Genomic DNA, 26438 nt, shown 5'->3' on the forward strand with positions numbered 1-26438 from the left:
TAGAGCTTTACTGCAATAACCTTTTAATTCGAATTATTAATTCGTTTGGACTAAAGGGTTTACTCATAAAATCGGTAGCGCCTAAATTGAAAGCATTCAAGACCATTTCTTCCTGACCAGCTGAAGAAAACACAACAATAGGTGTTTTCATTTCCAGTTTGTTTCTAACATGACTAATGACTTCAAGTCCACTTATAAATGGCATCATAATGTCTGTAAGAATCATGTCGGGATTGTTGTCTGCAATTAAATCAACAGCTTCTTTACCATTAGTAGCTATAAGGAGTTGATAACCTTCTTTTTCTAATTTAAATTGTAACAATTTTGAAAGAATAGAATTATCCTCTGCTAAAACAATTTTTTTTGTAAGATTCATTTTCTTGTAGGTTATAAGTTTTTGTAATTGGGGCTTATTTACAAGATAAATGTAATAAATAAATCAATATAACATCGATAAAGTGCGTAAAAACATCGATAAAATACACTTTTTTGATAAATTATATGTAAAATTACTACAATGTTAAAAAATATTGTTTTCTTTTTTTAAGGATTTTTAATGATGAAAATCAGAAACTTTCGAAAACACCCAGACCAAAAAGAGCAAAGTCATATTTTACAGGGTCGTTAGGGTCTAATTTGCGAAGCTTTGTGTCTAATTCTAAAAGTGCTTTGGCATCATTTTGTTTGCGAGACAATAAACCTAGTTTTCGTGCCACATTACCAGAATGTACATCTAATGGGCAAGAAAGTTTAGCGGGCGCTATACTTTTCCAAATACCTAAATCGACTCCTTTGTTGTCTTGACGGCACATCCAACGCAAATACATATTAATACGTTTAGCAGCTGAATTATTCAGTGGATCAGAAATGTGTTTTTGGGTTCGGACTAAATGAGGAATTTCAAAGAATATTTTTTTGAATTCAGAAATGCTTTTTTGCATAGAATCAGCTTCCTGATGTCGTCCAAAAACGATTTCTAGTCCGCCGTGGTTTTTATAGATATTTTGTAAAGCCACAATAAAACCTATAAAATCATGGCCATTAAAGGTGCGATGAACAAAGGATTCTAGTTTTTCTAAATCCGTTTCAGTATGAGACATTACAAAATCATAAGGTGCATTACCCATTAATTCCATCATGCGAAGGCTGTTTTTGATAATCATCTTTCGGTTTCCCCAAGCAATAGTAGCGCTTAAAAAACCGGCAATTTCAATATCTTCTTTTAAGGTAAATAAATGCGGAATTTGAACCGGATCACTTTCTATGAAATCTAATGTATTGTATTGTAATACCTTTTCGTCAAGAAAATCTTTTAGTTCAGAAAAATTCATATTTAGGAGTAGAAATTAATGATCACTAATCATTCCGTCAATCATCACGAGTTTTCTATCGGCCATATTGGCTAATTCTTCATTGTGAGTAACAATCACGAAAGTTTGTCCAAATTCGTCCCTTAATTTAAAAAATAACTGATGTAAATTTTCTGCCGAATGGGTATCTAAATTTCCAGATGGTTCATCTGCAAAAATAACCGCAGGTTGGTTAATTAAAGCTCTGGCAACCGCTACACGTTGCTGTTCTCCTCCGGAAAGTTCACTAGGTTTATGGTGGATACGATGGGATAAGCCTAAGTAATTAAGTAGCTTTATAGCTTCTTCCTCGGTTTCTTTCTTGCTTTTTTTTGCAATATAAGCAGGAATACATACGTTTTCAAGCGCTGAAAATTCAGGCAATAACTGATGAAATTGAAAAATGAATCCCAAATTTAGATTTCGGAATTTAGATAGATTTTTATCGTTCATCGATAAAATGTCTTCGTCGTTGATTCGAAGTTCTATATTACTTTCTTTATTAGGACGATCTAATGTGCCAAGAATTTGTAAAAGGGTTGTTTTTCCTGCTCCCGAAGCTCCTACAATGGAAACGATTTCTCCTTTTTGAATATGTAAATCAACACCTTTCAGTACGTGAAGCTGGTCGTAATATTTGTGTAAGTTTTTAGCTTGTATCATCAAATGGCAGTTTTTACAAAGAAACAAAGATTTTGATGATTATAAAATCTAGGAAAGGATATTTTTAAAGTAAAAAGCATAAATTTGAGTTAATAGAATTTGAAATTAGTTGATAAATTATTTTTCTAATAAGAAACACAATTAGTTATGGAAAAAGAAAAAAAGATAGAAACTGCAACATTTGCTGGAGGTTGTTTTTGGTGTACCGAAGCCGTTTTTTTAGAATTAAAAGGGGTAGAAAGTGTCATGCCAGGTTATATTGGTGGACACACCATTAATCCTACTTATAAAGATATTTGTCAAGGAGATACGGGGCATGCTGAGGCTATTCAGATTTATTTTGATGCCGAAGTTATTTCCTTTGGAGAATTATTAGAATTGTTTTTTGCTACGCATGATCCTACTACTTTAAACCGTCAAGGTAATGATGTTGGGACACAATATCGAAGTGAGATTTTTTATCACAACGATGAGCAGAAAGAAATTTCGGAAGATTTTATTCGTTTTCTAAATCAAGAAGCTGTTTTTGATAAACCAGTTGTAACTAAGGTTTCTGCGGTTAGTGCTTTCTATGAAGCCGAGGATTATCATAAAAACTATTATAATCTAAATAAGTCGCAAGGGTATTGTGCTTTTGTAATTGCACCTAAAATTGATAAAGTAAAAACTTATTTTAGAGATAAATTAAAAGAGGAGTAGGCTTATTTTTTGCTATGGAGGATCAATATAAAAAACTCATTTTAGGAATTGTTTTCGATGCCATCGGGATGCTATCATTTAGTATTCCGTTTTTGGGTGAGTTCTCGGATGTAGTTTGGGCTCCAATATCTGGTTTTTTATTGGCCCGAATGTATAAAGGTTCAGTGGGGAAAATAGGAGGAACTGTTTCTTTTGTAGAAGAATTTTTTCCTTTTACAGATGTTATTCCCACCTTTACGCTTACGTGGATTTATTATTATAAATTAAAAAATAAAAACTAATCGTTTTGGTTTTTGAATAAAAATCCCAAGCCCATTTTACGGAGCATTTTCTTTTCAAATGCCCAGAAAAATTTGAACTGACCAAATAAAAAACCAATAATTACAAGAAGAATTTGGTATAATGGGAGTACTATAAGTAAGCGAACAGGAGTATGCCAAAAACCAAAATCTTCTTTGAGAATTCCTAACCAGATGCATACGGGTTTTGAAATCCATGCCGAAGCCGATCCTGTAATGGCAAAAACGATAAAAACAATTATGAGTTGATAGTTAGACTTTATTTTCCAACGCTCTTTTAATTTCTTCATTTTATTTGCAATGATTACAAATGTACTAAAGATTATCTTAAAGGAACGCGGCCATAAAGTTTTTGATGGTAATTATTTTGAAAATAAACCATGTAATTGTAAATTAAATAATTGACTTCGTAACCATAATTAATGTTGGGGTCATAATCAATACTCATTTCATACAAATTACGGTTGTAGCGTTGTGGTTGTAAAAAACGGTTGTTCCATTCGTTGATATAGATTCGATTTTTATTTTCCAGATAGGTTTGGCTGTAAAAACCGCGCGGATATGCCATAGAATTGAGCCAAAAGTTAAAGCCAGGGTCAATGATAATCACTTCGTATTCTAAGTCTTTATTGGCAATTTTTATAGTATCACTACTACTGGTAGCTTCGTTTTTTGGAGGTGTAATACTTGTTTTGTTTGTCTTACAACTCATTATAATTATTCCTAAAAATAACACTACTATGTAAAGAGTCTTTTTCATGGTTATCAAGGATTTAGGTTTATTTAAATTTACGAATTAAATTATTGATTTTAATTGTTCTGAAAAAAAAAATGTCATTTATAACTAAATAAATGACATTCCTGTTAAATTGAGTAGTGTTTTTATTTTCCAAAAAGTTTCCCCAGCATTCCACCTATTCCACCTTTTTTAGTCAACTCGATAGCGTCGTCTAAATCTATTTTTCCATCCGAATTTTGGTCTAGGCCAAAATGAATTCCATATTCACTGATAGCTTCCATGATGCTTGCGTGTTCAGGGCTGTTTCCTCCGGTTAAGGAATCGAGTAATCCAGAAAGATTAATGCTTGTATCTTTAGGGTCGTTAGCTTTTTGAATTAAGGAACTTAGTACTTTTGGAATCATGGCTGTAACTGATGAAGTTACTGTACTGGAGCTGATTCCTAATTTTTCTGTTAATGAATTAGAAACGTCTGTTGTGATTTGTTGTAGGGTAGGATTGTTTTTGTCAATATCCTTGCCTTGTAAGAGTCCTGCAATTTGCGATAAATCAGCATTATTGGCTATTTTTTGTAAGCCTGAAAAAATAGAGTTGCTGATTTCCTGCAAAACTGCTTGGTTTTGTTCGTGCGGAATAGCTTCGTTTTTTATAACTGCATCTTCACCAAATTCCTGTACTAATTGTGTTAATTGTGCTAACATGAGATTCACTTTTATATCATTACTTATCAAATATAATAAAAAAAAGGACTCATTAGCAATTTGTAATGAGTCCTTTTGTGTTATAAAAGCTTTAAACTTTTAGCTCAATAAGCTAATGATTTGTGAAGCTAATTCAGTTCCAATTCTGTCTTGTGCTTCTCCTGTTGCAGCTCCAATGTGTGGAGTCAAAGAGATTTTAGAATGCATTAAAAGTTGAGTAGCTGGAGTTGGTTCGTTTTCAAAAACGTCTAAACCGGCAAAAGCAACTTTTCCGCTGTCTAAAGCTTTAACCAAATCAACTTCGTTGATTACTCCGCCACGAGCGCAGTTTACAATACCTACACCGTCTTTCATTGTAGCAAACTCTTTTTCAGTTACAATGTAACCGTTTTGAGCAGGAACGTGTAATGTAATGAAATCAGATTCAGCGAATACTGATTCTAATGATTGTGTTTTGATAGTAGTTGTGATAGCTTGTCCGTCAAAGAACTCTACTTTTACATCTACTTGTGGAATAAAACTATCGGCAGCGATAACTTTCATTCCTAAACCCAAAGCCATTTTAGCAGTAGCCTGACCAATACGACCAATTCCTACAATACCTAAAGTTTTACCTCTTAATTCAACTCCGTTAGCATAGGCTTTTTTCAAATCGTTGAATTTGGTATCTCCTTCTAATGGCATGTTTCTGTTAGAATCGTGTAAGAAACGAACACCTGATAATAAATGAGCAAAAACTAATTCAGCTACAGATTCTGAAGATGAAGCAGGAGTGTTGATTACGTGAATGCCTTTGCTTTTAGCATAATCCACATCAATATTATCCATACCTACACCACCACGACCGATGATTTTAATGCCCGGACAAGCATCAATAATGTCCTTACGAACTTTAGTCGCACTACGAACTAAAATAACGCTTACGTTATTTTCATTGATGTAGTTAGCTACTTGTTCTTGAGCAACTTTTGTAGTGATTACTTCAAAACCACCTTTTTCTAAAGCTAAGATTCCACTTTTTGAAATCCCATCGTTTGCTAATACTTTCATGTTTTTTTATTACATTACGAGGTTTATACCTCAAATTAATTGAATGTTTTAGAAGCTGTTTCCCGCTATCCATTTCAATCTTGTGTCGGCGTAGATGCCTGCCGCCACAAGGATTTCCACTTCTATCGGGGCTAGAGCCTCTGCTAGCAATTTTAAATTCAATTGCAATTGCAAATTGTCAATTTCAATTAGAATTTAGTAATCCAAAATTTAAAAATCTGGAATCCTCAATTAAAAATTTAAACCGCTTTTTCTAAAGCTTGCATCACATCCACTAATACTTGTACGCTTTCAATAGGCATGGCATTATAGATAGATGCTCTGTAGCCACCTACTGAACGGTGTCCAGGAAGACCAGAAATACCAGCTTCTTTCCACATTTTGTCAAATGTTTCCGTGTGCTCTGGATTTGTTAACAAGAAAGTTACATTCATGTTAGAACGGTCTTCTGCAACAGCTGCTCCTTTAAATAATGGGTTTCTGTCAATTTCGTTATAAAGCAATTCAGCTTTAGCGTTGTTTAGTTTTTCAACCGCTGCAATTCCGCCTTTTTCCTTGATCCATCTCAATGTCAATAGAGACGCGTACACAGGGAATACAGGAGGAGTGTTGAACATACTATCCGCTTTAACGTGTTTGGCATAATCCAACATACTTGGAATAGCACGACCGTTTTTACCAATGATTTCTTCTTTGATAACTACTAGGGTTGTTCCTGCAGGTCCCATATTTTTTTGAGCACCAGCATAAATAATATCAAATTGAGAAAAATCTAAGTCTCTAGAAAAAATATCCGAACTCATGTCACATACTAATGGAACATTTGTTTTAGGGAATTCTTTCATTTGAGTACCAAAAATAGTATTGTTTGAGGTACAGTGGAAATAATCTGCATCAGCAGGAATTTCATATCCTTTAGGTACATAAGTGTAGTTGTCTTCTTTTGAAGAAGCTACAACAACAGTTTCTCCAAAGAATTTGGCTTCTTTAATAGCTGCAGTAGCCCAAGTTCCTGAATCTAAATAAGCTGCTTTTCCTCCTTCTTTCATTAAGTTGTAAGGAACCATCAAAAATTCTAAACTAGCTCCGCCAGCAAGAAAAAGAGCTTGGTATCCTTTTCCTTCTAATCCAAGTAATTCAAGAGCCAAAGCTCTAGCTTCGTCCATAACAGCAACAAAGTCTTTGCTGCGGTGCGAAATTTCTAAAATAGATAATCCTGAATTATTGAAGTCTAAAATAGCTTGTGCTGATTTCTCAAAAACTTCTTGTGGTAAAATACAAGGTCCTGCGCTGTAGTTGTGTTTTTTCATGGTGTAGTTTATGTCCAAAAAATTAAAATGCAAATTTCGGTAATACGACTCGAATAAGCATTAAATTATTCATAATAATTATTAAAATTTTTTCTATGTTATTAACAAAAACGATATAGTATCTATATTATCTGCATAATCCCATAATTTTGGCTGTTGAGTCTGTCCAAATGTAACACTATTTTTTATCAGATTATTGCTTACGATACATTGAATGTTCTCAGCCTCTAATTCCAATCGTTTTTCTATATCAGCCAGATCTTCATAATATTCATAAAAGACACTCGATATAGGAGATGCATGGCTGCTGTCTTCTTTTATAGTTAAAAAACCATTGTCTAATAATTTAAAATTACTCATCAGGAAAACCGCTTTATTGTAATCGTAATTATTAGCATATTTTTCGTAGTGAATCACGTCTTGGTACTCAAATATAGCTTCAAAAAAAGCATCAAAAGAATAGTCTTTTGGTACAAATATTTTAGAAACATTGCGACATCCTAAACCAAAATATCTAAAAATATCTTCGCCAAGTGCTACTAGTTGTTCTTTTGTTTCCTGTCCGTTTAAAACGGCAACCGAATTTCTACTTTTCCTAATAATTGACGGTTTGTCTTTAAAATAATATTCAAAATAACGAGCAGTATTATTGCTTCCTGTAGCAATTACGGCATCAAAGTTTTCCAGTTTGCCTTCGCTAAAAGTGATTTTGTTCTCTAATTCGGGAGCAATATGAATAAGGTATTTGGCTAAAAATGGAAGCAAATGTTGGTCGTTAGACGAGGTTTTAATCAAAACATCGTGACCGGTAATCAAAACAGATAGGAAATCATGAAAACCTACTAATGGAATATTTCCTGCTAATATTAAGGCGATTTTTTTAGTTTTTACGCCCTCAAAAGAGTATTTAGATAACCACTCATTCAGGTTTTCTTCTGTTAAGGCTTTAGCCCATGATTGCACGGCATAATGCACTTGTTCAGGAGTATACCAGCCATTATGCGATTGCGAAAGCTGAATCAAATTGGCAAAAGAATCAAAAAAAATAGCATTGCCTAAAACGCCTTCCTTTGGACTGTTTTCGGCTTCAGAAAATTGACTCAGGAATTTTCCTAGTTCTATAAAAATATTTTTTTTGTTTTCTAATGTCATAATGTTTGTTTATGAAATGTTTTGATTGTAATTTTGCACAAAAGTAATCATAATAACATCTAAAGTCAAAAGTCAAAAGTCGAAAGACAAAAAGTTTATAGAAACGATTTGAAAAAAGACTGATTAACTTTGAGACTTGCTAACTTTAAGACTAATAAGAATGGCAATTATCATAACAGACGAATGTATCAACTGTGGTGCATGTGAACCAGAATGTCCAAACACAGCAATTTATGAAGGAGCTGACGATTGGAGATATAAAGATGGTACAAAATTAAGTGGAAAAGTAGTACTTCCTGACGGAACAGAAGTGGATGCTGAAGAGGCTCAAACTCCTATTTCTGATGAGGTGTATTATATTGTTCCGGGAAAATGTACAGAGTGTAAAGGCTTTCATGATGAGCCACAATGTGCTGCTGTTTGTCCTGTAGATTGCTGTATTCCTGATGATAATCATGTAGAGGATGAAGAAACCTTGTTGAATAGACAAGCTTTCTTGCATAATGAATAGTGAATTATATTTTAATTTCAATTTAAAAAAAATCCTGAGCAATAGCTTAGGATTTTTTTTTGGCTACAATAACATAAGTATCGTAAGCGTAAGTTTTTCGGTCAATGATTTCGATAACTTCAAAATGATTTAAGTATAAAAATAATTGCATTTCGTTTAATGTAAATACTCGGACGGTAGAGTAGTTGTTTGCAATTGTTTTAGCATCATCAATTTCTTCTTTGTAATATTTAGCGGTCCATTCCAATATAAAATTGTCATGCGAACTGATTTCCCAGTCACTTTTTCTCAGGTAAGTAACATTATTGTGTTCAGCCGAGTGTATTATAGTTTTATTTTCTTTAATAAAAGGGATGTAGCGATTAGCGTCTATAAAATCAAAAATAATAATGCCTTCCGGATTCAGGTTATTGTATAAACTGCTAAAAGTATCATTAATATCGTTATTAGAAATTAGATAACTGGTGGATCTACTGGTAATAATAATAGCATCTGTTTTTTCTTCCAAATTAAAATCGCGCATATCACCATGGATAAAAGTACAGTTGGGATTTCTTTTTTGGGAAATAGCTATCATACTTTTGCTTAAGTCAAGACCTTTATAGTTTTGGCGGTTTTCTACAAAACGTTGTGCTAAATTTCCTGTACCGCTTCCTATTTCTAAGATAGATTTAGGTTTGTTTTTTTGAAGTAAATTGTTGTAAAAATCATATTCTTTGTCATAATCTATAAAGCTTTGGTACATGGCGTCATATATTGCGGCCATTTCATCGGGATAGAGATTAGTCATAGCATTTTAGAATTTTTGATCCTTTTGTTTAGGATTTAATTAGTCAAAAAAGGCAACTGCAAGATAAGGCTTTTTTATGGGAAGTAAATGCTTTGCATAAATTTTAGAATTGTATTAACTATGGATTTTATATAGTATATTTGCACACTTTTAAAAATAAAAATTTTCAAAACGTACCATAAACTCGTACTGTCTATAAATATAAAAAACATGAAAGCAGGAATTGTAGGATTACCAAATGTTGGGAAATCAACTTTATTTAATTGTTTGTCCAATGCTAAGGCACAAAGTGCAAACTTTCCATTTTGTACTATCGAACCTAATATTGGTGTGGTAAATGTTCCAGACCCTAGAATTTCTAGATTAGAGGAGTTAGTAAAACCGGAACGTGTACAAATGGCTACTGTAGATATTGTAGATATTGCTGGTTTAGTTAAAGGAGCAAGTAAAGGTGAAGGTTTAGGAAATCAATTCTTGGGGAATATTAGAGAATGTAATGCTATTATTCACGTATTGCGTTGTTTTGACAATGACAATATTGTTCACGTTGACGGAAATGTAAATCCTATTCGTGACAAAGAAACGATAGATATTGAGTTGCAGTTAAAAGACTTAGAAACAGTTGAAAAACGTTTAGAAAAAGTAAATCGTGCTGCAAAAACCGGAAATAAAGAAGCTCAGACTGAAAAAGCACTTTTGGATCGTATTAAAGAAGCATTGTTACAGGCAAAATCAGCCAGAACGATTGTTCCTCAATCGAATGATGAAGAGGCTTTGATGGAAGATTTTCAGTTAATTACCACGAAACCGGTTTTGTATGTATGTAATGTAGATGAAGCTGCTGCGGTAAATGGAAATAAATATGTAGATCAAGTGCGTGAATTAGTAAAAGATGAAAATGCCGAAGTAATTGTACTTTCAGTAGGTGCTGAAGCTGATATTACCGAATTAGAAAGTTACGAAGAGCGTCAGGTTTTCTTGGAGGATTTAGGATTGTCTGAGCCGGGTTCGGCAGTATTAATTCGTGCAGCTTATAAATTATTAAACCTGCAAACTTATTTTACAGCAGGAGTAAAAGAAGTTCGTGCATGGACCATCAACATTGGTGATACAGCGCCTAAAGCTGCTGGAGTAATCCATACCGATTTCGAAAAAGGATTTATTCGTGCCGAAGTTATTGCTTATGAAGATTTCTCAAACTATGGTTCTGAGTCAAAAGTAAAAGAAGCCGGAAAATTACGTGTAGAAGGAAAAGAATACATTGTTAAAGATGGTGATGTCATGCATTTCCGTTTTAATGTATAGTTTTTTTAGAAGAAAGAAAAAAGAAAAAAGAAAAAAGAATATAGATAAACTGTTCAAGTAATTGAGCAGTTTTTTTTTATGTATTTAATTTAGAGTTTTATGAGTAATTTTAGTTTAAAATTGATTTTGTGATTTTTAAGTTTTCGACTTATTTAATATGGTTATCCTGTAAATTTTAAAATAAATATTGCAATTATTTTACTTTTTATAATGCTTAAATTTGATAGGATTATAAAATGTAGAAATATGAAAGCTAAAGAATTTTTGTCTAAAGCAGGATTTCTGTTAAAAGAAAGTGGTCTGGCTTTCTTAGATGATAATGCGGTTAAATTAAGTGCTGCTTTATCTTATTATACCATTTTTGCACTTCCGCCCTTGTTAATTATCATTATTACTGTTTGTGGTTTCTTCTATGGAGAAGATGCTGTTGCGGGACAATTATATGGGCAAATTAATAATTTAATAGGAAATGATGCAGCCATCCAGATCCAAGATGCTATTAAGAATGTAGCCCTTGCTGATAGTAATGTTTTTGTGAGCGTTTTTGGAGTATTGATGTTGCTTATAGGGGCATCAGGGGTTTTTGCCGAAATTCAAAGTTCTATCAATTTTATTTGGGGAATTAGTGCAAAACCTAAAAGAGGTTTGAAGAAGTTTATCCAAAACAGGTTGATGTCTTTTTCTATGATTGCTTCTGTTGGGTTTTTAATGCTAGTGAGTTTAATGGTTAATACGGTTTTAGATGTGTTAAGTAAGCGTATTATGAACTACTTTCCGGACAGTATCTTTTATCTGTTTTATGTAGTGAATATTATTATAGTTTTTGTGATAATTACCTTGTTGTTTACCATTATTTTTAGAACACTTCCTGACGGAATTATCCAAAAAAAAGACGCATTAATTGGTGCTTCATTCACTGCATTGTTATTTATAATAGGCAAATTTGCCATAGGTTTTTATTTAGGAAGTTCATCGATAACTAATTTATATGGAGCAGCGGGTTCCGTAATAATTATTCTCGTTTGGGTGTATTATTCGGCTATAATTCTGTATTTTGGAGCTGAGTTTACTAAAGTATATGCCCAGAAATTTGGGGGTTCTATTCAGCCTAATAAATATTCAGTACGGATAAAAAAAGAAATTATTGAAGTTGATCGTGTTTTAATTAGAGAAAAGGGGAAAAATATTTTGTAGGTGTTTTTTTGTTATGTGGCTTTTTTTTTGTTGCTTTATATACCCCAATCTAAAATTTTTTAACTATGAAACTTCAACAAGTTATTATTAATGAAAAAATGGAAGAGCGGATTCTTTTTTCTTCCGATGGTTTCATCTCAAGTAAAGCAAATCTGGTGTTGGCTTTTGGTGAAAGAGTTTTATTAGATGATTTATTACCTTATAAAAAAATAAAAGAATTATATCCAGAAGCAGATATTATTATTAGTTCTACTTCCGGACAAATTTCGAATGGTAGTTTGATTGAACAAAGCATTGTAGCCACGGCTATAAATTTTGAAAAAACAACCATAAAAGTATCTGAAATTGATATTCTGAATGACTTAAATATTCAGGAATTGGGAAATAAAATTAATCTAGACCTTTACAATAAAGATTTAAAATCAATACTAATCCTTTCCGAAGGTAGTTTTGTAAATGGTACGGAACTTATAAATGAACTCATTAAACAAACTAATGGCAGGATTCCTATTTTTGGTGGATTGGCAGGAGATGAATATAAGTTTGAAAAAACAATTGTAGGTTTAAATAAGGATGCTTCTCAAGGAAAAGTTGTAGCTGTTGGTTTTTATGGAGATGCAATATATTTTGGTTTTGGGTCTGAAGGAGGTTGGAGCGATTTTGGACCAGAAAGAGAAGTTACACTTTCTGAAAAAAATATCTTGTATAAGATAGGTGATCGGTTTGCATTGGATTTATACAAGGAATATCTTGGAAAATATGCCGAAGATTTACCGAGTTCGTCATTGTATTTTCCAATTTCGATGAAAGAAGATAAAAATTCCGAACCAGTTGTACGAACTATTTTATCTATTGATGAAGAAAAAAAATCGATGACTTTTGCAGGTAATATTCCTAAAGGTTCTTTTGTTAGATTGATGAAAGGAAACTTAGATAAAATAATTGATGCTTCTTATAGTGCTGCTTCCCAAACTTTTTCAGAGAAATCTGCAAAACCACAATTAGCTTTGTTGGTGAGTTGTGTAGGGAGAAAAATTGTTTTGGGTAATAGGATTGAAGAAGAACTTGAAGTGGCAAAAGAGATTTTTGGAGATGATACCTTAGTTTGTGGTTTTTATTCTTATGGAGAAATTTCCCCAACACTTAAAAAAGTAGCCTGTGAGTTACACAACCAAACGATGACTATTGCAACTATTTATGAAGAATTATAGATGGATAAAGGGAACATACATAGACAGCTTAATAGACAGATAAAAAAGCATTTTTCGGATGATTTCATTGCTAGTAATGAATCAGTTCAAAAATTTATTGAAGTTGTAAATCTATCTTATTTAAATTTTGAGAAAGATGCCGACTTATTTGAGCAATCCTCTCGTTTGAATGATTTGGAATACAATGAAATAAATCAAAAGCTAAAATCAGAATTAGAAAAAAAAGAAAGTATCCAGAACAACTTAATTGAAGCTATAAAACAATTAAATAGCAATGAAATAAAACTTCAAAATGGAGATGATTCAAATAACTTGCTGCAAATTTTGCGTAATGAAATAGAATATAAGAAAGAATTTCAAGAAGAATTGTATTCGGCAAAAATGAATGCTGAAAAAGCTAATGAAGCCAAGTCTGATTTTCTTTCCATCATGAGTCATGAAATTAGAACTCCGTTAAATGCAATCATAGGTTTGATTTATATAATGGAGAAAGAAAATACATTGAATAGTTTTCAGGAAAACTTGAGTATTTTAAAGTATTCCGCACAAAATTTATACATGCTCATAAATGATATTTTAGATTTTAATAAAATAGAAGCAGGGAAAATTGATCTTGAAAAAATTCCATTTGATTTTAAAGAATTGGTCACGCATATTGCAAAATCCTTAGAAATTAAAGCATCAGAAAATTTAAATAAGATTGAAGTAATTATTGATGATAATTTTACTTCCAATATAATTAGTGATCCTTTAAGAATTGGACAAATTATTACAAATTTAGTTTCGAATGCTATAAAATTTACTAAAAACGGATTGATTCAGATTAAAATTGATCAAATTAAACAAAAGGGAACTGTTTCTGTTTTTAAAGTTCAAATTATTGATACCGGAATTGGAATTGATGTCGAAAAGTTTAAATCTATATTTCAAAAGTTTGAACAGGCTGAAGTCAAAACTACCCGTCAATTTGGTGGAACAGGTTTAGGTTTGGCAATAACAAAAAAACTACTTCATTTATTAAATTCAGATATCGAATTACAAAGCGAAATAGGCGTAGGGTCTAATTTTAGTTTTGTTCTCGAATTACCTTTCTTTTTGACAAATTTAGAGTTAAAAAACAGTATTGTACATCATGATTATAAAGAAGAAAACCTAGACGGATTAAGAGTTCTTTTGGTTGAAGATAATTTAATTAATATCAAAATTGCAGAAAAAATATTAAAGCAATGGAATGTAAATGTTGATACTGCTGAGAATGGACTTATTGCTGTTGAAAAATTTAAATCGAATGAATATGATTTGATTTTAATGGATTTATCAATGCCAGTAATGGATGGTTATGAAGCAACTGCGCTTATAAGAAGTACCAATTCGTTGATTCCTATTATTGCATTAACTGCTTCTTCATCTTATAGTTATCTTGAAAAAGGATTGAAGATTGGTCTGAATGAGTATATTATAAAACCATTTAATCCAAAAGAATTGAATATGAAATTGCGAAAATATTATAAGTGATTTCTTTTAAAAAGAGGTTTTTTGCTGTAATAGAATTATTTAAATTTGATTACTTTTATTTAAAAACAGATTTATGAAAATAATCGCTTTTGGCGGAAGCCCCAGTAAAAATTCCATCAATAAAAAATTAGCCACCTATGCCGCTTCATTGTTTGAAAATGCCGAAGTAGAAGTTTTGGATTTAAATGATTACCAAATGCCGCTTTTTAGTGTGGATATTGAGGCCGAAATTGGTCAGCATGAATTAGCTAAAGCTTTTTTGTCTAAAATAGAGTCTGCTGATTTTTTAGTAGTTTCATTAGCCGAAAACAACGGAAACTATTCGGCAGCTTTCAAGAATCTTTACGACTGGTGTTCTCGAATTATAGGCAAAGTATTTCAAGAAAAACCCATGTTATTGATGGCAACTTCTCCTGGAGGAAGAGGTGGAGCAACTGTTTTAGAAATTGCTAAAAATGCTTTTCCTCGCTATGGTGCCAATGTTAAAGCTACTTTTTCTTTGCCTAGTTTTAATGCTAATTTTGATAGTGAAAAAGGATCGATCATTAATGCCGATTTGGATAAAGAACTAAAAGATTTAATAAATGCTTTGTAATATCTTAATAGATGGAAACAGTTACTTTAAAATCGATTTTAGATAACGATTTTTATAAATTCACTATGCAGCATGCAGTTGTGAAATTGTTTCCTAAAGCTCAGGTTAAGTATGCTTTTATCAATCGAGGAAAACATATCTTTCCTTCTAATTTTGCAGTTTTGCTTAGAGAAGCAGTCGATGCGATGACGCAGCTGCAATTGACTAAAGAAGAGAAAAATTACCTAGCTACACATTGTCCGTATTTAGATCCTACTTATTTAGATTTTTTACAAGGTTATCGTTATGATCCCTCCGAAGTTGTTATTTCTCAAGAAGGGGGCAATTTAATGGTAACTGTTGAGGGCTATTGGTACCGAACGATTTTGTGGGAAGTGCCTTTGATGGCTTTGATTTCCGAACTGTTTTATGTTTCTCAAAATCTCGTTCGTGTGGACGATGAAGAGGTTGTACGTATTACCAAAGAAAAAATCGAAAATTACAATGCCTTAGGAGTAGTCGTTTTGGAATTTGGTACACGCCGTCGTCATTCGTATGAAGTTCATAAATTGGTCAACGAAACTTTGAATAAATACGGAGCAGCCAGTTATTTGGGAACGAGTAACGTACATTTTGCGATGCTGCAAGGGAAAAATCCTTCGGGTACACACGCACACGAATGGTTTATGTATCACGCTGCGCAATATGGTTTTAAAATGGCCAATACCATTGGTTTAGAAAATTGGACCCAAGTGTATCAAGGCGATTTAGGAATTGCATTGACCGATACTTATACTACAGATGTTTTTCTGGAGCAATTCAATAAAAAATTTGCTAAGTTGTTTGATGGAGTGCGTCACGACAGCGGAGATCCTATTGTATTTGCGCAAAAAACCATTGCTCATTATGAAAAATTAGGAATCGATCCAAAGTCTAAAATTATCATTTTTTCTGATGCTTTGAATTTAGATAAGGTAAAAGTAATTGCTGATTTTTGCCGTGGAAAAATAAAAATGTCGTTCGGAATTGGAACCAACTTCAGTAACGATGTCGGTTTGCCATCGATGAATATGGTGATTAAAATGGTAGAAACCCAGCCTGAAAATAGTCATTGGGAAGGAGTGGTAAAACTTTCTGACGAAAAAAATAAATATACGGGAACTGCAAAAATGATTGCTTTGGCTCAAGAAGTTTTGGGGATTAAAAATTCAAATAGTTAATGTAAGATGAGAAAACAATTTGGAGCAAAACCTTCAAAATCCGATATAGGAAAGTACGCGCAATCAGTGAATTGGAATGACAGTATTTTTGAAAATTTAGAAGAAACCAAAATGGATTTTGCTTTGTCCAATTTGCCTAAATTTTTGCATAAGCAATTCTGTGAAAAAAAAGACAGAGAACCATTGAAGCCACTTCCAATATTTCCTTTTGATAAAAAAAGAATTCGAATCAGAAAATCATTTGATGCAAGCCATTTGGTACGGGCACTCGGCCATTTTTATGCAATTGAACGCTAAGACTATCTTGATTGACCCTATGTTTGGTTCGGATGCAGCACCCATTGCACCTTTCAAAGTAAAGCGTTTTAGTGAAAATACTTTAGGTTTGATTGATGAATTTCCCCAAATTGATTTGGTTGTTATTTCGCATGACCATTACGATCATTTGGATTATGAGAGTATTTTGAAATTAAAAACGAAAGCGAAACAATTTTATGTGGCTTTAGGCGTAAAAAGACATTTGGTTTCCTGGGGAATTGAAGCCGATAGCATCAGCGAATTTGATTGGTGGGACGAAGCAGTTTTTGAAAACATAAAAATTACATTCACGCCTACACGCCATTTTTCGGGTCGCGGATTGACCGATAGAGCCAAATCCCTTTGGGGTGGTTGGGTTTTTAAAACCGAGACTGAAAATATTTGGTTTAGTGGCGATAGTGGTTATGGAACACATTTTAAGGAAATTGGAACGCGATTAGGCCCTTTTGATTTTGCTTTCATGGAATGTGGGCAGTACAATGAAAACTGGCATCAAATTCACATGTATCCCGAGGAAAGTGTACAAGCTGCCTTAGATGCTAAAGTTCAAAACATGATGCCGGTACATTGGGCAGGATTTGCATTAGCGCAACATTCTTGGACAGAACCGGTTGAGCGATTTGTAAAAAAGGCTAAAGAGGAAAATATGAGTTTTATTGTTCCTGAAATGGGAAGTATTATTAAAACTAAAAGTAATTGTGACGCTGAATTATGGTTTACAAAATAATCTAAATTTGTTCTTCTAATTTCTAAATTTGCTTTGTCAATATCATTCTTGATAACTTTGCTGCTAAGCCCTTTTAAAATAGGGTGAGATATGCTATATTAGCAAAAAATCCACAAAATTTAATGTCAGATCAAAGTAAATATACCGAAGATAATATTCGGTCACTGGACTGGAAAGAACATATTCGTATGCGTCCCGGTATGTATATTGGGAAACTGGGAGACGGTTCTTCGCCAGATGATGGTATCTATATTTTATTAAAAGAAGTACTCGATAACTGTATCGATGAGTTTGTCATGGGTGCCGGTAAAACGATTGAAGTATCTATAAAAGACAAAACGGTGGCCGTGAGAGATTATGGCCGTGGAATTCCGCTGGGAAAAGTGGTTGATGTAGTTTCTAAGATGAATACCGGAGGAAAGTACGATTCCTTAGCCTTTAAGAAATCCGTTGGTTTGAATGGGGTAGGTACTAAGGCGGTAAATGCCTTGTCTAATTTCTTTCGCGTAGAATCAGTTAGAGAGGATAAACAAAAAGCAGCTGAGTTTTCTGCTGGAAATTTAGTGCTTGAAGAAGATGTAATTGATACCACAAAGCGAAAAGGGACTAAAGTTACTTTTACACCCGATGAAGCTATTTTTAAAAACTACAAATTCAGAAATGAGTATGTAGTTAAAATGTTAAAGAATTATTGCTACCTGAATACAGGATTAACGATCATTTACAATGGGGAAAAATTCTTTTCAGATTACGGATTAAAAGATTTATTAAATGAAAACATAGCCGAAGAAGATAAGGTTTACGATATCATTCACTTAAAAGGAGATGATATCGAAATTGCCATGACTCACAGTAAATCCCAATACAGTGAAGAATACCATTCGTTTGTAAACGGACAAAATACGACTCAGGGAGGAACACACTTAGTTGCCTTTAGAGAAGCGATTGTAAAAACCATCAGGGAATTTTACAACAAAGGTTTTGAACCTTCGGATATTAGAAAATCTATTGTGGGTGCGGTGAGTATTAAGGTTATGGAGCCGGTTTTTGAATCGCAAACCAAAACTAAATTAGGTTCTACCGAAATAGGTTCAGAACCGGGAATGCCATCGGTTCGAACTTTTGTCAATGATTTTGTCAAAAATAATCTGGACAATTATTTGCATAAAAATCCAGAAACAGCTGATTTGCTGTTACGCAAAATTTTGCAGGCAGAAAGGGAGCGAAAAGAACTTTCAGGTATTCGAAAATTAGCCAAAGACCGAGCTAAAAAGGCGAGTTTGCATAACAAAAAATTGCGTGATTGCCGTGTGCATTTACCGGATGTTAAAAATCCGCGTTATTTAGAAAGTACTCTTTTTATTACTGAGGGAGATTCGGCTTCAGGTTCGATTACCAAATCACGAGATGTGAATACACAGGCGGTTTTTAGTTTACGTGGTAAGCCTTTGAACTCTTATGGTATGAGCAAAAAAATTGTGTACGAGAACGAAGAGTTTAACCTTTTGCAAGCTGCTTTAGACATTGAAGACGACATGGAAAATCTGCGTTACAACAACATTGTAATCGCAACCGATGCCGATGTCGATGGAATGCACATTCGCTTATTGCTGATAACTTTCTTTTTGCAATTTTTCCCCGAATTAATCAAGGAAGGACATTTGTATATTTTGCAAACACCATTGTTTAGGGTTCGAAATAAAAAAGAAACTATTTATTGCTATTCTGAAGAAGAGCGAAAAGCAGCTATAGAAAAATTAAAACCAAAACCAGAAATTACCCGATTTAAAGGTTTGGGAGAAATTTCTCCTAATGAGTTTCAGTTTTTTATTGGAGAAGACATTCGTTTGGATCCTATCATGATGGACAAGAATACTTCGGTAGAGCAATTGTTGTCTTTTTATATGGGAAAAAATACCCCAGACCGACAAGAATTTATCATCAAAAATTTGAAAGTGGAATTAGATACTCTTGAGGAAGCTTAAAAATAGAATAAAAATACGAGACAGTGTCTAGTATTTTTTAATATTGAAAAAAACACAGTGTCTGCGAAATTTAAAACTCAAAAAACGCAATTGTTGATTTTGTTTTTCAAACTAACTTGAACCATTATTTATAATAAATGAAGAATTTTTTTTTGGTTGTTATTATAGTTTTAGTTTCTTGCAAAAATGAGAAAACTAAGAGGTCAACTGTAACAGAAGGTATTCCGATGGCTAGATCAGTTAGTAAAATAATTGAAAAAAGAGAATTTCCGATAAAGAATTTTTCAAAAATTGAATTGGTTTCTTATTATGACCGGATATTATGGGATACTTTACCGTATAAAGGTAAACAACCTTTTAATAAAATATTGGTAGATAATTATAAATTGACTTTTGATAGTACAATGATTCGAGAAAGAGTTATTTTAAATAAATATCAAGAGAAAGAACTTTTAAATTTGATTGTATGTGACACTTGTATTCCTAGTGAAATGGAATCAGGCTGTTATATGCCAAGACATATGATATTGTTTAGAGATAATAAAGATCATATTATTGGTTATGACGAATTTTGCATAAACTGTATTGGCTCGAGAAATTCAAGTAATTTGAACGGTTTTCAAAAATATTGTTATTCAGACATGGAAGAATTATTGAAGAAATTTGGAATCAAACTTTTTATTGAGGATGGAAATGAGCAAGAAGAAATTGCATTTTTGAAAAGTAGAGGTTATAAAAATTACTAAGTTAAGAACTGAAATAAATTCAGCATAAATGAAAGACGAAGAAGACGATAACATCATTCCTGATAACGAAGAAAATAATTCAGAAGAAAATTCTATTGATGCGAATCAAGAAGGAGAAGACAGCGAAGAAATTATTAAAGTAGAAGCTCATTCTTTTGAAGGAGAGCATTTTTATGATCATCAGGAAGAAAGTGACGGCAGTGATACCATAACCAAAGTTACCGGTATGTACAAAGACTGGTTTCTGGATTATGCTTCTTATGTAATCTTAGAACGTGCAGTTCCGGCTATTGAGGATGGTTTTAAACCTGTTCAGCGCCGAATTATGCATTCGCTGAAAGAATTGGACGATGGTCGTTACAACAAAGTGGCCAATGTAGTAGGACACACGATGCAGTATCATCCGCACGGAGATGCGAGTATTGGTGATGCTATGGTTCAAATAGGTCAGAAAGATTTATTGATTGATTGCCAGGGAAACTGGGGAAATATTTTAACAGGTGACGGTGCTGCGGCTTCCCGTTACATCGAGGCGCGTTTATCTAAGTTTGCTTTGGAGGTTTTGTATTCGCCTAAAATTACCGATTGGGGTGTTTCTTATGACGGTCGTCGTGCGGAACCCAACAATCTTCCGGTAAAGTTTCCATTGCTTTTAGCACAAGGAGCAGAAGGAATTGCAGTGGGGCTTTCTACTAAAGTGTTGCCGCACAATTTCAATGAATTAATTGATGCTTCTATTAAAATCTTAAAAGGAAAATCGTTTACGCTGTATCCTGATTTTATGACAGCCGGTATTGCCGACGTGTCTAATTATAATGATGGTATGCGTGGTGGACGTGTGCGTGTGCGCGCTAAAATTGCGCAAATAGACAAGAATACTCTGGCGATTACCCAAATCCCTTTTTCGACCAATACGACTACTTTGATTGACAGTATTTTGAAAGCCAATGATAAAGGTAAAATCAAAATCAAGAAAATTGAAGATAATACCGCTGCTGAGGTTGAAATTTTAATTCATCTGTATCCGGGCGTTTCTCCTGATAAAACAATTGATGCGCTGTTTGCCTTTACGGCCTGTGAAACTTCGGTAGCGCCTTTAGGTTGTGTGATTGAGGATAATAAACCTTTGTTTATCGGGGTTTCGGAAATGTTGAAAATTTCTACCAACAGAACAGTTGATTTATTGCGACAAGAGTTAGAAATTCAGTTAGAGGAATTAAAAAATAAATGGCATTTTGCCACACTGGAAAAAATCTTCATTCGTGAAGAAATGTATATTGATTTCAAATTGTATTCAGACAAAGAAGCTTTATTTAAGTACATGTACGACCGATTTGAACCTTTCAAAAAATCATTTGTCAGAGCAATCAATGACGATGATTTACAGCGATTGACACAAATTCCGATGATTCGTATTACCCGTTTTGACTCTGATAAAGCAGATGATTTCATTTCTAGATTAGAAGAAGAAATGAAAGAGGTCGAATACAATTTAGAACACATCATTGATTTTGCTGTTTCTTATTTTGCCAAATTAAAAGAGAAATACGGAAAAGGCCGCGAACGCCAAACCGAGTTGCGTATTTTTGACGATATTGAAGCGACTAAAGTAGTCTTAAGAAATACGAAATTGTATGTGGACAGAGCCGAAGGTTTTGTGGGAACCAGCTTGAAAAAAGACGAATATGTTACAGATTGTTCCGATATTGATGATGTAATTGTTTTTCTGCGTGACGGAAGTATGATGGTAACTAAAGTGGATGCCAAGACTTTTGTAGGGAAAGATATTATTCATGTGGCTGTTTTTGACAAAAGTGATAAACGTACCATTTACAACTTAGTGTACCGCGATGGAAAATCAGGACCTTCCTATATCAAACGTTTTAATGTTTCCGGTGTTACCAGAGATAAATTATACGATTTGACTAATGGAACGAAAGGTTCTATGGTGTTGTATTTTACCTGTAATCCAAATGGTGAAGCTGAGGTAATTACAATATTATTGCGTCAAATAAGTAGCATTAAGAAATTAAAATTTGATTTGGATTTTGCTAAATTGGCAATCAAAGGTCGTGCTTCTAAAGGGAATTTGGTAACCAAATATCCAATAAAGAAAATCGAAATTAAAGAGAAAGGAATTTCTACTTTACTACCAAGAAAAATTTGGTACGATGATACCGTTCAGCGTTTGAATGTAGATGGAAGAGGCGAATTATTAGGGGAATTTAGACCAAGTGATAAAATCTTGACCATTCAACAATCAGGAAAATTGAAGGTTATTATTCCTGAATTGACAACACACTTTGAAGAAGATATGATTGTACTGGAAAAATGGATTCCTAAGAAACCAATTTCAGCAATTTATTATGATGGTGAAAAAGAACGTTATTATCTGAAACGCTTTTTAGTGGAAAATGAAGGGAAAGAAGACAGTTTTATTACAGAACACCCTAAATCCCAATTAGAATTAGTTTCTACGGATTATCGTCCGGTTGTGGAATTAGTGTTTCCTAAAATAAAAGGAGTTCAAAAAGAAAATATCACAATTGACGTAGAGAATTTTATTGCTGTAAAAGGCTTTAAAGCACTCGGAAATCAATTAACTACCGATAAGCTAAAGCAGGTCAACAATTTGGAACCATTGCCTTATGAAGCACCAGAGGAAGTAATAGCCGAAAACTTGGAAGTAAAAGGCGAATTGAATGCCGATGGTACAGCAGTTCAATTGGATGATGATGGTCAGATTGGTTTGGTTTTAGAATAATCAAAAGCTTCCACTATTCGGTGGAAGCTTTTTAATTTTATCTAGAAAAGCTGATATACCAAAGTTTTTTTATTCTCTTTGAGTTTTTTGACAATTTTCAGGAAAGCTATAGCGGTAATATAAGCATCACCCATTGCTGTGTGACGGTCTTTTTTAGATATATCAAATTTATCGGCTAAATCATCTAAAGTATAATGGTCTTTGCGTTCTAATAAATTAGACTGAATTAATGTTTTTTTGTATAAAACAGCTGTGTCTAAACTTTTGTTTGTCAATATAGGTAATCCGTTTCTTTCCAGGGCATTATTAATCATGGTAACATCAAATTTGGTATGATGTGCTACAATTATTGAATCACCTAAATAGTCTAAAAACATTTGCAGTACCTGAATTTCAGATTTGTGATTTAATACATCACGCCTGATGATTCCATGTATTTGAACACTGGATTTGTCAAAATGTTCCTGATCTATATAATGTTCAAATCCATCTTGCAAATTGATTGTTCCTTTTTGTAAAACGACTGCACCTATACAAAGAATACGGTCATTTGTATAATCAAAACCAGTAGTTTCTGTATCTAAAACCACAAAACGTGCGGATTCGATAGGAATATTTAAACGTTCATCAATAGGAACTTTAACAATACCTAATATTTGAAGTACTTCTATAATTTTTTCTTTAAAAGTCATTATATGGTAATTTTTCCAGGATTAAAACGAATTGAAATTACTTCTTGTAATTCTTTGATGGTTTTAAAAGTAGCTTTGAGTTTTACCTTTTCTAATTTAGAAAGTGCTTCCAACTCAATAAATTGTCCCGAATCATGGTGCAGCAATCCTTGTTTGGTTCTGAATTTAAGCAAGGCTTTATAGGAGTAAGCACATGATAAATACAGTTCTTTATTTTGAGGTTCTAATTCGGCTAATTTTTCAAAACGTTCCGGAGTATTGCTGATGCCTTTTATTTTATGTGATAAAATTAAAACACGGGCAGCATCGGCAAGTGGCATAAGTGCTCTTCTTTTGATGTCGAAGAAATCTTTATGAGCACCATCCTGTTCTACTAAAAACTGTCTAAAGAAACCTGTTGGAGAAGGGCTTTGCAAAGCACCACTTACTAAATGAACATAAAAAATAGGATTAGCTTCAATATCACCAAAAATATAATCGGCTAACTCATTGGCTAGTTCTCGATCTCCGTAGGATAAGCTGTAATCGAAAAAGATAAAAGAAAGTAAAACTTCGTCTTTTCCAGGTTTACTAATCCAGTCATGAACTAATTCTTTCCATTGGTTCAAACTCAAACACCATTTAGGATTTGAAGCCATCATTTCGGCAGGACAATACTCATATCCAATTTCAAAAAGCCCTTTGTTGACAATAGTGGCCAATTCTAAAAAGTATTTTCTGGTTTTTTCTTCCTTCTCTTTAGGAACATCTTCATAAATTAAGGCATTATCCTGATCGGTATGCAATAACTGTTCACTGCGTCCCTGACTGCCCATAGCAAGCCAAGAAAAACGCACTGGAGGAGGAGTACTCATTTTGGCTAAAGATAATTCAATTACCCTCTGGATACAGGCGTCGTTTAATTCTGTAATGATTTTTGAGGTGAGTGTAATAGGTATATTTTGGTCTAAATAACCTTGTAATAAATGCATTATTTTGGCACGAATCGGTTTGATAGCTTTTGCTTTTTTGACACGTTTTAAAGCTTTAATTAATACCGCAGGATTATTTCCTAATGCAACCATAACATCATGTTTGGATAAAATCCCAATGGCTTTGGTGTTGGCAGTTCCATCTTTTGTTAAACATAAATGGCTAATGTTGCTTTTCATCATGGCCATTTGTGCTTGTGTAATGGTCATTTTTTTAGAATAAGTAATTACGGGTGAATTCATAATTACATCAGCTGTAGTGTTGATTGAATATTCTCCCGTAACAATTTTATTTCTTAAATCTTTATCGGTAATAATACCTATTGGCAGCATATCTTCTACAACCAGCATAGCTCCCACATTTTTCTTAGTCATTGTTAAGGCTATTTCTCTAGCCGTTGCTGCACGGGAGCAGGTAATGATTTTTTTAGAATATTTAATGGGTTGTAAATCTAATATTTTGGCATCTGTGTCAATTATTTCGGTCTCCATGTTTTCATCTTCAAACTGATTACCATAAAGCTTGTCGCTATGGCTTTTTGAAAATGGATTTTGAGTATTTGATGCAAAACTATCGATGATAAAACCACCTACATTATGATTTTTGATAGCATAAGGTTTAAATATGTCAATCGGGATAGCATATAGAATGCATTCTTCATGTGCAAGGGCTTCCATTTTATAATTCTCATGCGCAATCAAAGGACGCAAACCAAAAATATCTCCTTCGTCGCACATATCCAGAATATTGTTTTTGGATTTCTTGCGAAGTTCAACAGCTCCTTTGTGCACTACGTAAAAGCAGTCGTGGGTTTCTTCATTTTCTTCAAAAATTACGCTTCCTTTTTCTTTGTAAATAATAGAAACTTTTTCGGAAAGTTTTTCAATATCAAATTGGTCCAAAAAGCTGAAAGGAGGGAAGTTTTTTAAAAAATCGGCAACCCTTTGTGATATGGTATTTTTCATTTAGTATTAGTTTGCTGGCTGAATTAGTTTAGTATGCTAATTTATTAATTTTTATGTTCTATAATAAAAAAAGCTCCAAATTAAGGAGCTTTTATGTGGATATAAGTTTTAAGTTTTACTTTTTTTTCGAGACTTTCATATTTAATACTTCTACTAATAAAGAGAATGAAATGGCAAAATACAAATAGCCTTTTGGTATCGGTGTAACATGACTGCCAAAAATTAAAGCATTAGATAAATGAGCACTTTCTGTCAATAACATTAGCCCAATTAGAATTAAAAAAGATAATCCTAAAATTTGAATAGAGGGGTGGTTGTTCACAAAAGTTCCTACCGGAACAGCAAATTGCATCATGATTAAAACCGAAATAATTACGGCGGCAATCATAATGTACAGCGCACCTGTTACACCATTAGTCATTCCCACAGCCGTTAAAATACTATCAAATGAAAATACTAAATCAATCAAAATAATTTGAAGAATCACACTACTAAAGGATTTAGCTGCCGATTTGCCAGCTTCTTTTTCTTCTTCTCCTTTATGGTCTACTTTTTCTCTAATCTCATTTGTACTTTTATAAATTAAGAACAGTCCGCCTAAAAGCAGAATGATACTCTGCCCCGAAATTTGTGCTTTTATCCAGCTTAAATCTATAGTAAACCAAGGTTCTTTCATCGCAATGAGGTATGATATTCCCATCAGTAATGCTATTCGCATAAACATCGCTAAAAACATACCTATTTTGGTTGCTTTTTTACGACTTTCTTGCGGTAGTTTTCCAGTGGCAATCGAGATGAAAATGATATTGTCGATTCCCAGAACAATTTCCAGAAAAGTTAGTGTCAATAAAGCAATCCAAGCATCAGCATTTAAAAATACTTCCATTTTGAGTTGTGAGTTATGAGTTATGAGTTACTTGTTCTCAAAAATAGTTAAAACTATGTACTTTCAGAGCATTATCTTTTGTTTCAAAAAATGCACTGATT

At 33.3% G+C, this 26438-nt stretch carries 27 protein-coding genes; 14 read left to right on the plus strand and 13 right to left on the minus strand.

What is annotated here, in order from left to right:
• Positions 1–7 precede the first annotated feature (7 nt).
• The 3 genes from AC4FRF_RS06710 to AC4FRF_RS06720 all read right to left on the minus strand — a co-directional run bounded on the left by AC4FRF_RS06710 (position 8) and on the right by AC4FRF_RS06720 (position 2012).
• On the minus strand, positions 8–376 hold the full coding sequence (locus tag AC4FRF_RS06710; RefSeq protein ID WP_491158715.1) for a response regulator transcription factor: 369 nt from the start codon (positions 374–376) through the stop codon (positions 8–10).
• 190 nt (positions 377–566) lie between these two features.
• Positions 567–1331, minus strand: coding sequence for a TIGR02757 family protein (locus AC4FRF_RS06715; RefSeq protein WP_491158716.1), 765 nt, complete (start codon positions 1329–1331; stop codon positions 567–569).
• Positions 1332–1346: 15 nt separating this feature from the next.
• Positions 1347–2012 (minus strand): ABC transporter ATP-binding protein, encoded by a 666-nt coding sequence (locus AC4FRF_RS06720; protein WP_491158717.1) that lies wholly within the window; start codon positions 2010–2012, stop codon positions 1347–1349.
• 147 nt (positions 2013–2159) lie between these two features.
• Between AC4FRF_RS06720 and msrA the strand changes: the two genes are divergently transcribed.
• Together msrA and AC4FRF_RS06730 are read left to right on the plus strand one after the other, a co-directional pair.
• Complete coding sequence (gene msrA / locus AC4FRF_RS06725) at positions 2160–2711, plus strand: peptide-methionine (S)-S-oxide reductase MsrA (protein WP_491158718.1); 552 nt, start codon at positions 2160–2162, stop codon at positions 2709–2711.
• A gap of 14 nt (positions 2712–2725) precedes the next feature.
• A complete protein-coding gene (locus AC4FRF_RS06730) occupies positions 2726–2992 on the plus strand; it encodes a hypothetical protein (protein ID WP_491158719.1) in 267 nt (88 codons plus the stop codon).
• Here the strand turns inward: AC4FRF_RS06730 and AC4FRF_RS06735 are convergent.
• From AC4FRF_RS06735 to AC4FRF_RS06760, 6 genes are all read right to left on the minus strand, one after another.
• On the minus strand, positions 2989–3300 hold the full coding sequence (locus AC4FRF_RS06735; protein WP_491158720.1) for a DUF6787 family protein: 312 nt from the start codon (positions 3298–3300) through the stop codon (positions 2989–2991). The two genes, AC4FRF_RS06730 and AC4FRF_RS06735, sit on opposite strands and share 4 nt — an antisense overlap.
• 32 nt (positions 3301–3332) lie before the next feature.
• The gene (locus AC4FRF_RS06740; RefSeq protein ID WP_491158721.1) at positions 3333–3770 is read right to left on the minus strand and encodes a DUF6146 family protein; all 438 of its coding nucleotides are present in this window, start codon (positions 3768–3770) and stop codon (positions 3333–3335) included.
• 122 nt (positions 3771–3892) lie between these two features.
• Positions 3893–4450: a hypothetical protein gene (locus AC4FRF_RS06745; RefSeq protein WP_491158722.1), complete on the minus strand. Its 558-nt coding sequence runs from the start codon at positions 4448–4450 to the stop codon at positions 3893–3895.
• Between the two features lie 99 nt (positions 4451–4549).
• Entirely contained in the window at positions 4550–5500 is a 951-nt protein-coding gene (locus AC4FRF_RS06750) for a D-2-hydroxyacid dehydrogenase (RefSeq protein WP_491158723.1), read from the minus strand.
• 239 nt (positions 5501–5739) lie between these two features.
• A complete protein-coding gene (gene serC, locus AC4FRF_RS06755; protein WP_491158724.1) occupies positions 5740–6810 on the minus strand; it encodes a 3-phosphoserine/phosphohydroxythreonine transaminase in 1071 nt (356 codons plus the stop codon).
• A 93-nt stretch (positions 6811–6903) separates the two neighbouring features.
• Positions 6904–7962, minus strand: a complete 1059-nt coding sequence (locus tag AC4FRF_RS06760; protein ID WP_491158725.1) for an acyl-CoA reductase — start codon at positions 7960–7962, stop codon at positions 6904–6906.
• A gap of 160 nt (positions 7963–8122) precedes the next feature.
• On the opposite strand from AC4FRF_RS06760, the gene AC4FRF_RS06765 reads away from it, so the two are divergent.
• Positions 8123–8473 (plus strand): 4Fe-4S dicluster domain-containing protein, encoded by a 351-nt coding sequence (locus AC4FRF_RS06765; protein ID WP_491158726.1) that lies wholly within the window; start codon positions 8123–8125, stop codon positions 8471–8473.
• A gap of 46 nt (positions 8474–8519) precedes the next feature.
• Here AC4FRF_RS06765 and AC4FRF_RS06770 read toward each other — a convergent pair whose 3' ends face one another.
• On the minus strand, positions 8520–9263 hold the full coding sequence (locus tag AC4FRF_RS06770; protein WP_491158727.1) for a class I SAM-dependent DNA methyltransferase: 744 nt from the start codon (positions 9261–9263) through the stop codon (positions 8520–8522).
• A gap of 210 nt (positions 9264–9473) precedes the next feature.
• Here AC4FRF_RS06770 and ychF point away from each other — a divergent pair, with 210 nt between their 5' ends.
• The 11 genes from ychF (at position 9474) to AC4FRF_RS06825 (ending at position 22822) form a co-directional block, all read left to right on the plus strand.
• Complete coding sequence (ychF, locus tag AC4FRF_RS06775; protein ID WP_491158728.1) at positions 9474–10568, plus strand: redox-regulated ATPase YchF; 1095 nt, start codon at positions 9474–9476, stop codon at positions 10566–10568.
• A 246-nt stretch (positions 10569–10814) separates the two neighbouring features.
• Positions 10815–11762, plus strand: a complete 948-nt coding sequence (locus AC4FRF_RS06780) for a YihY/virulence factor BrkB family protein (protein ID WP_491158729.1) — start codon at positions 10815–10817, stop codon at positions 11760–11762.
• 65 nt (positions 11763–11827) lie between these two features.
• Positions 11828–12973 (plus strand): FIST signal transduction protein, encoded by a 1146-nt coding sequence (locus AC4FRF_RS06785; RefSeq protein WP_491158730.1) that lies wholly within the window; start codon positions 11828–11830, stop codon positions 12971–12973.
• Positions 12974–14488 (plus strand): response regulator, encoded by a 1515-nt coding sequence (locus tag AC4FRF_RS06790; protein ID WP_491158731.1) that lies wholly within the window; start codon positions 12974–12976, stop codon positions 14486–14488.
• A gap of 73 nt (positions 14489–14561) precedes the next feature.
• Positions 14562–15083 carry an NADPH-dependent FMN reductase gene (locus AC4FRF_RS06795; RefSeq protein WP_491158732.1) on the plus strand — a complete coding sequence of 174 codons (522 nt, stop codon included), beginning with the start codon at positions 14562–14564 and terminating at the stop codon, positions 15081–15083.
• An 11-nt stretch (positions 15084–15094) separates the two neighbouring features.
• Entirely contained in the window at positions 15095–16282 is a 1188-nt protein-coding gene (gene pncB / locus AC4FRF_RS06800) for a nicotinate phosphoribosyltransferase (RefSeq protein WP_491158733.1), read from the plus strand.
• Positions 16283–16288: 6 nt separating this feature from the next.
• A complete protein-coding gene (locus AC4FRF_RS06805) occupies positions 16289–16579 on the plus strand; it encodes a hypothetical protein (protein WP_491158734.1) in 291 nt (96 codons plus the stop codon).
• Positions 16527–17327: an MBL fold metallo-hydrolase gene (locus AC4FRF_RS06810; RefSeq protein WP_491158735.1), complete on the plus strand. Its 801-nt coding sequence runs from the start codon at positions 16527–16529 to the stop codon at positions 17325–17327. Before AC4FRF_RS06805 ends, AC4FRF_RS06810 begins: the two co-directional genes overlap by 53 nt.
• A gap of 122 nt (positions 17328–17449) precedes the next feature.
• Positions 17450–19312 carry a DNA topoisomerase IV subunit B gene (locus AC4FRF_RS06815; RefSeq protein ID WP_491158736.1) on the plus strand — a complete coding sequence of 621 codons (1863 nt, stop codon included), beginning with the start codon at positions 17450–17452 and terminating at the stop codon, positions 19310–19312.
• A gap of 227 nt (positions 19313–19539) precedes the next feature.
• Positions 19540–20058, plus strand: a complete 519-nt coding sequence (locus tag AC4FRF_RS06820) for a hypothetical protein (protein ID WP_491158737.1) — start codon at positions 19540–19542, stop codon at positions 20056–20058.
• Between the two features lie 28 nt (positions 20059–20086).
• Positions 20087–22822, plus strand: a complete 2736-nt coding sequence (locus tag AC4FRF_RS06825) for a DNA gyrase/topoisomerase IV subunit A (protein ID WP_491158738.1) — start codon at positions 20087–20089, stop codon at positions 22820–22822.
• A 41-nt stretch (positions 22823–22863) separates the two neighbouring features.
• Here the strand turns inward: AC4FRF_RS06825 and AC4FRF_RS06830 are convergent, their stop codons facing one another.
• The 3 genes from AC4FRF_RS06830 to AC4FRF_RS06840 all read right to left on the minus strand — a co-directional run bounded on the left by AC4FRF_RS06830 (position 22864) and on the right by AC4FRF_RS06840 (position 26337).
• On the minus strand, positions 22864–23514 hold the full coding sequence (locus AC4FRF_RS06830) for a 3'-5' exonuclease (protein WP_491158739.1): 651 nt from the start codon (positions 23512–23514) through the stop codon (positions 22864–22866).
• Entirely contained in the window at positions 23514–25451 is a 1938-nt protein-coding gene (locus AC4FRF_RS06835; protein WP_491158740.1) for a DUF294 nucleotidyltransferase-like domain-containing protein, read from the minus strand. The genes AC4FRF_RS06830 and AC4FRF_RS06835 overlap by 1 nt, the downstream gene beginning before the upstream one ends.
• 115 nt (positions 25452–25566) lie before the next feature.
• Positions 25567–26337, minus strand: coding sequence for a TerC family protein (locus AC4FRF_RS06840; RefSeq protein ID WP_491158741.1), 771 nt, complete (start codon positions 26335–26337; stop codon positions 25567–25569).
• Positions 26338–26438 lie beyond the last annotated feature (101 nt).

The sequence above is a fragment of the Flavobacterium sp. ST-158 genome, assembly GCF_058309975.1.

What these genes read in the sequence shown, in the direction of transcription:
- AC4FRF_RS06760 (WP_491158725.1), bottom strand. Translation starts at nt 7,962, where the DNA reads ATGACATTAGAAAACAAAAAAAATATTTTTATAGAACTAGGAAAATTC.
- AC4FRF_RS06715 (WP_491158716.1), bottom strand. Translation starts at nt 1,331, where the DNA reads ATGAATTTTTCTGAACTAAAAGATTTTCTTGACGAAAAGGTATTACAA.
- pncB (WP_491158733.1), top strand. Translation starts at nt 15,095, where the DNA reads ATGGAAACAGTTACTTTAAAATCGATTTTAGATAACGATTTTTATAAA.
- AC4FRF_RS06750 (WP_491158723.1), bottom strand. Translation starts at nt 5,500, where the DNA reads ATGAAAGTATTAGCAAACGATGGGATTTCAAAAAGTGGAATCTTAGCT.
- AC4FRF_RS06740 (WP_491158721.1), bottom strand. Translation starts at nt 3,770, where the DNA reads ATGAAAAAGACTCTTTACATAGTAGTGTTATTTTTAGGAATAATTATA.
- AC4FRF_RS06710 (WP_491158715.1), bottom strand. Translation starts at nt 376, where the DNA reads ATGAATCTTACAAAAAAAATTGTTTTAGCAGAGGATAATTCTATTCTT.
- AC4FRF_RS06805 (WP_491158734.1), top strand. Translation starts at nt 16,289, where the DNA reads ATGAGAAAACAATTTGGAGCAAAACCTTCAAAATCCGATATAGGAAAG.
- AC4FRF_RS06765 (WP_491158726.1), top strand. Translation starts at nt 8,123, where the DNA reads ATGGCAATTATCATAACAGACGAATGTATCAACTGTGGTGCATGTGAA.
- AC4FRF_RS06785 (WP_491158730.1), top strand. Translation starts at nt 11,828, where the DNA reads ATGAAACTTCAACAAGTTATTATTAATGAAAAAATGGAAGAGCGGATT.
- AC4FRF_RS06735 (WP_491158720.1), bottom strand. Translation starts at nt 3,300, where the DNA reads ATGAAGAAATTAAAAGAGCGTTGGAAAATAAAGTCTAACTATCAACTC.
- AC4FRF_RS06730 (WP_491158719.1), top strand. Translation starts at nt 2,726, where the DNA reads ATGGAGGATCAATATAAAAAACTCATTTTAGGAATTGTTTTCGATGCC.
- AC4FRF_RS06840 (WP_491158741.1), bottom strand. Translation starts at nt 26,337, where the DNA reads ATGGAAGTATTTTTAAATGCTGATGCTTGGATTGCTTTATTGACACTA.
- ychF (WP_491158728.1), top strand. Translation starts at nt 9,474, where the DNA reads ATGAAAGCAGGAATTGTAGGATTACCAAATGTTGGGAAATCAACTTTA.
- AC4FRF_RS06810 (WP_491158735.1), top strand. Translation starts at nt 16,527, where the DNA reads ATGCAAGCCATTTGGTACGGGCACTCGGCCATTTTTATGCAATTGAAC.
- AC4FRF_RS06795 (WP_491158732.1), top strand. Translation starts at nt 14,562, where the DNA reads ATGAAAATAATCGCTTTTGGCGGAAGCCCCAGTAAAAATTCCATCAAT.
- msrA (WP_491158718.1), top strand. Translation starts at nt 2,160, where the DNA reads ATGGAAAAAGAAAAAAAGATAGAAACTGCAACATTTGCTGGAGGTTGT.
- serC (WP_491158724.1), bottom strand. Translation starts at nt 6,810, where the DNA reads ATGAAAAAACACAACTACAGCGCAGGACCTTGTATTTTACCACAAGAA.
- AC4FRF_RS06820 (WP_491158737.1), top strand. Translation starts at nt 19,540, where the DNA reads ATGGCTAGATCAGTTAGTAAAATAATTGAAAAAAGAGAATTTCCGATA.
- AC4FRF_RS06790 (WP_491158731.1), top strand. Translation starts at nt 12,974, where the DNA reads ATGGATAAAGGGAACATACATAGACAGCTTAATAGACAGATAAAAAAG.
- AC4FRF_RS06780 (WP_491158729.1), top strand. Translation starts at nt 10,815, where the DNA reads ATGAAAGCTAAAGAATTTTTGTCTAAAGCAGGATTTCTGTTAAAAGAA.
- AC4FRF_RS06830 (WP_491158739.1), bottom strand. Translation starts at nt 23,514, where the DNA reads ATGACTTTTAAAGAAAAAATTATAGAAGTACTTCAAATATTAGGTATT.
- AC4FRF_RS06770 (WP_491158727.1), bottom strand. Translation starts at nt 9,263, where the DNA reads ATGACTAATCTCTATCCCGATGAAATGGCCGCAATATATGACGCCATG.
- AC4FRF_RS06835 (WP_491158740.1), bottom strand. Translation starts at nt 25,451, where the DNA reads ATGAAAAATACCATATCACAAAGGGTTGCCGATTTTTTAAAAAACTTC.
- AC4FRF_RS06825 (WP_491158738.1), top strand. Translation starts at nt 20,087, where the DNA reads ATGAAAGACGAAGAAGACGATAACATCATTCCTGATAACGAAGAAAAT.
- AC4FRF_RS06815 (WP_491158736.1), top strand. Translation starts at nt 17,450, where the DNA reads ATGTCAGATCAAAGTAAATATACCGAAGATAATATTCGGTCACTGGAC.
- AC4FRF_RS06720 (WP_491158717.1), bottom strand. Translation starts at nt 2,012, where the DNA reads ATGATACAAGCTAAAAACTTACACAAATATTACGACCAGCTTCACGTA.
- AC4FRF_RS06745 (WP_491158722.1), bottom strand. Translation starts at nt 4,450, where the DNA reads ATGTTAGCACAATTAACACAATTAGTACAGGAATTTGGTGAAGATGCA.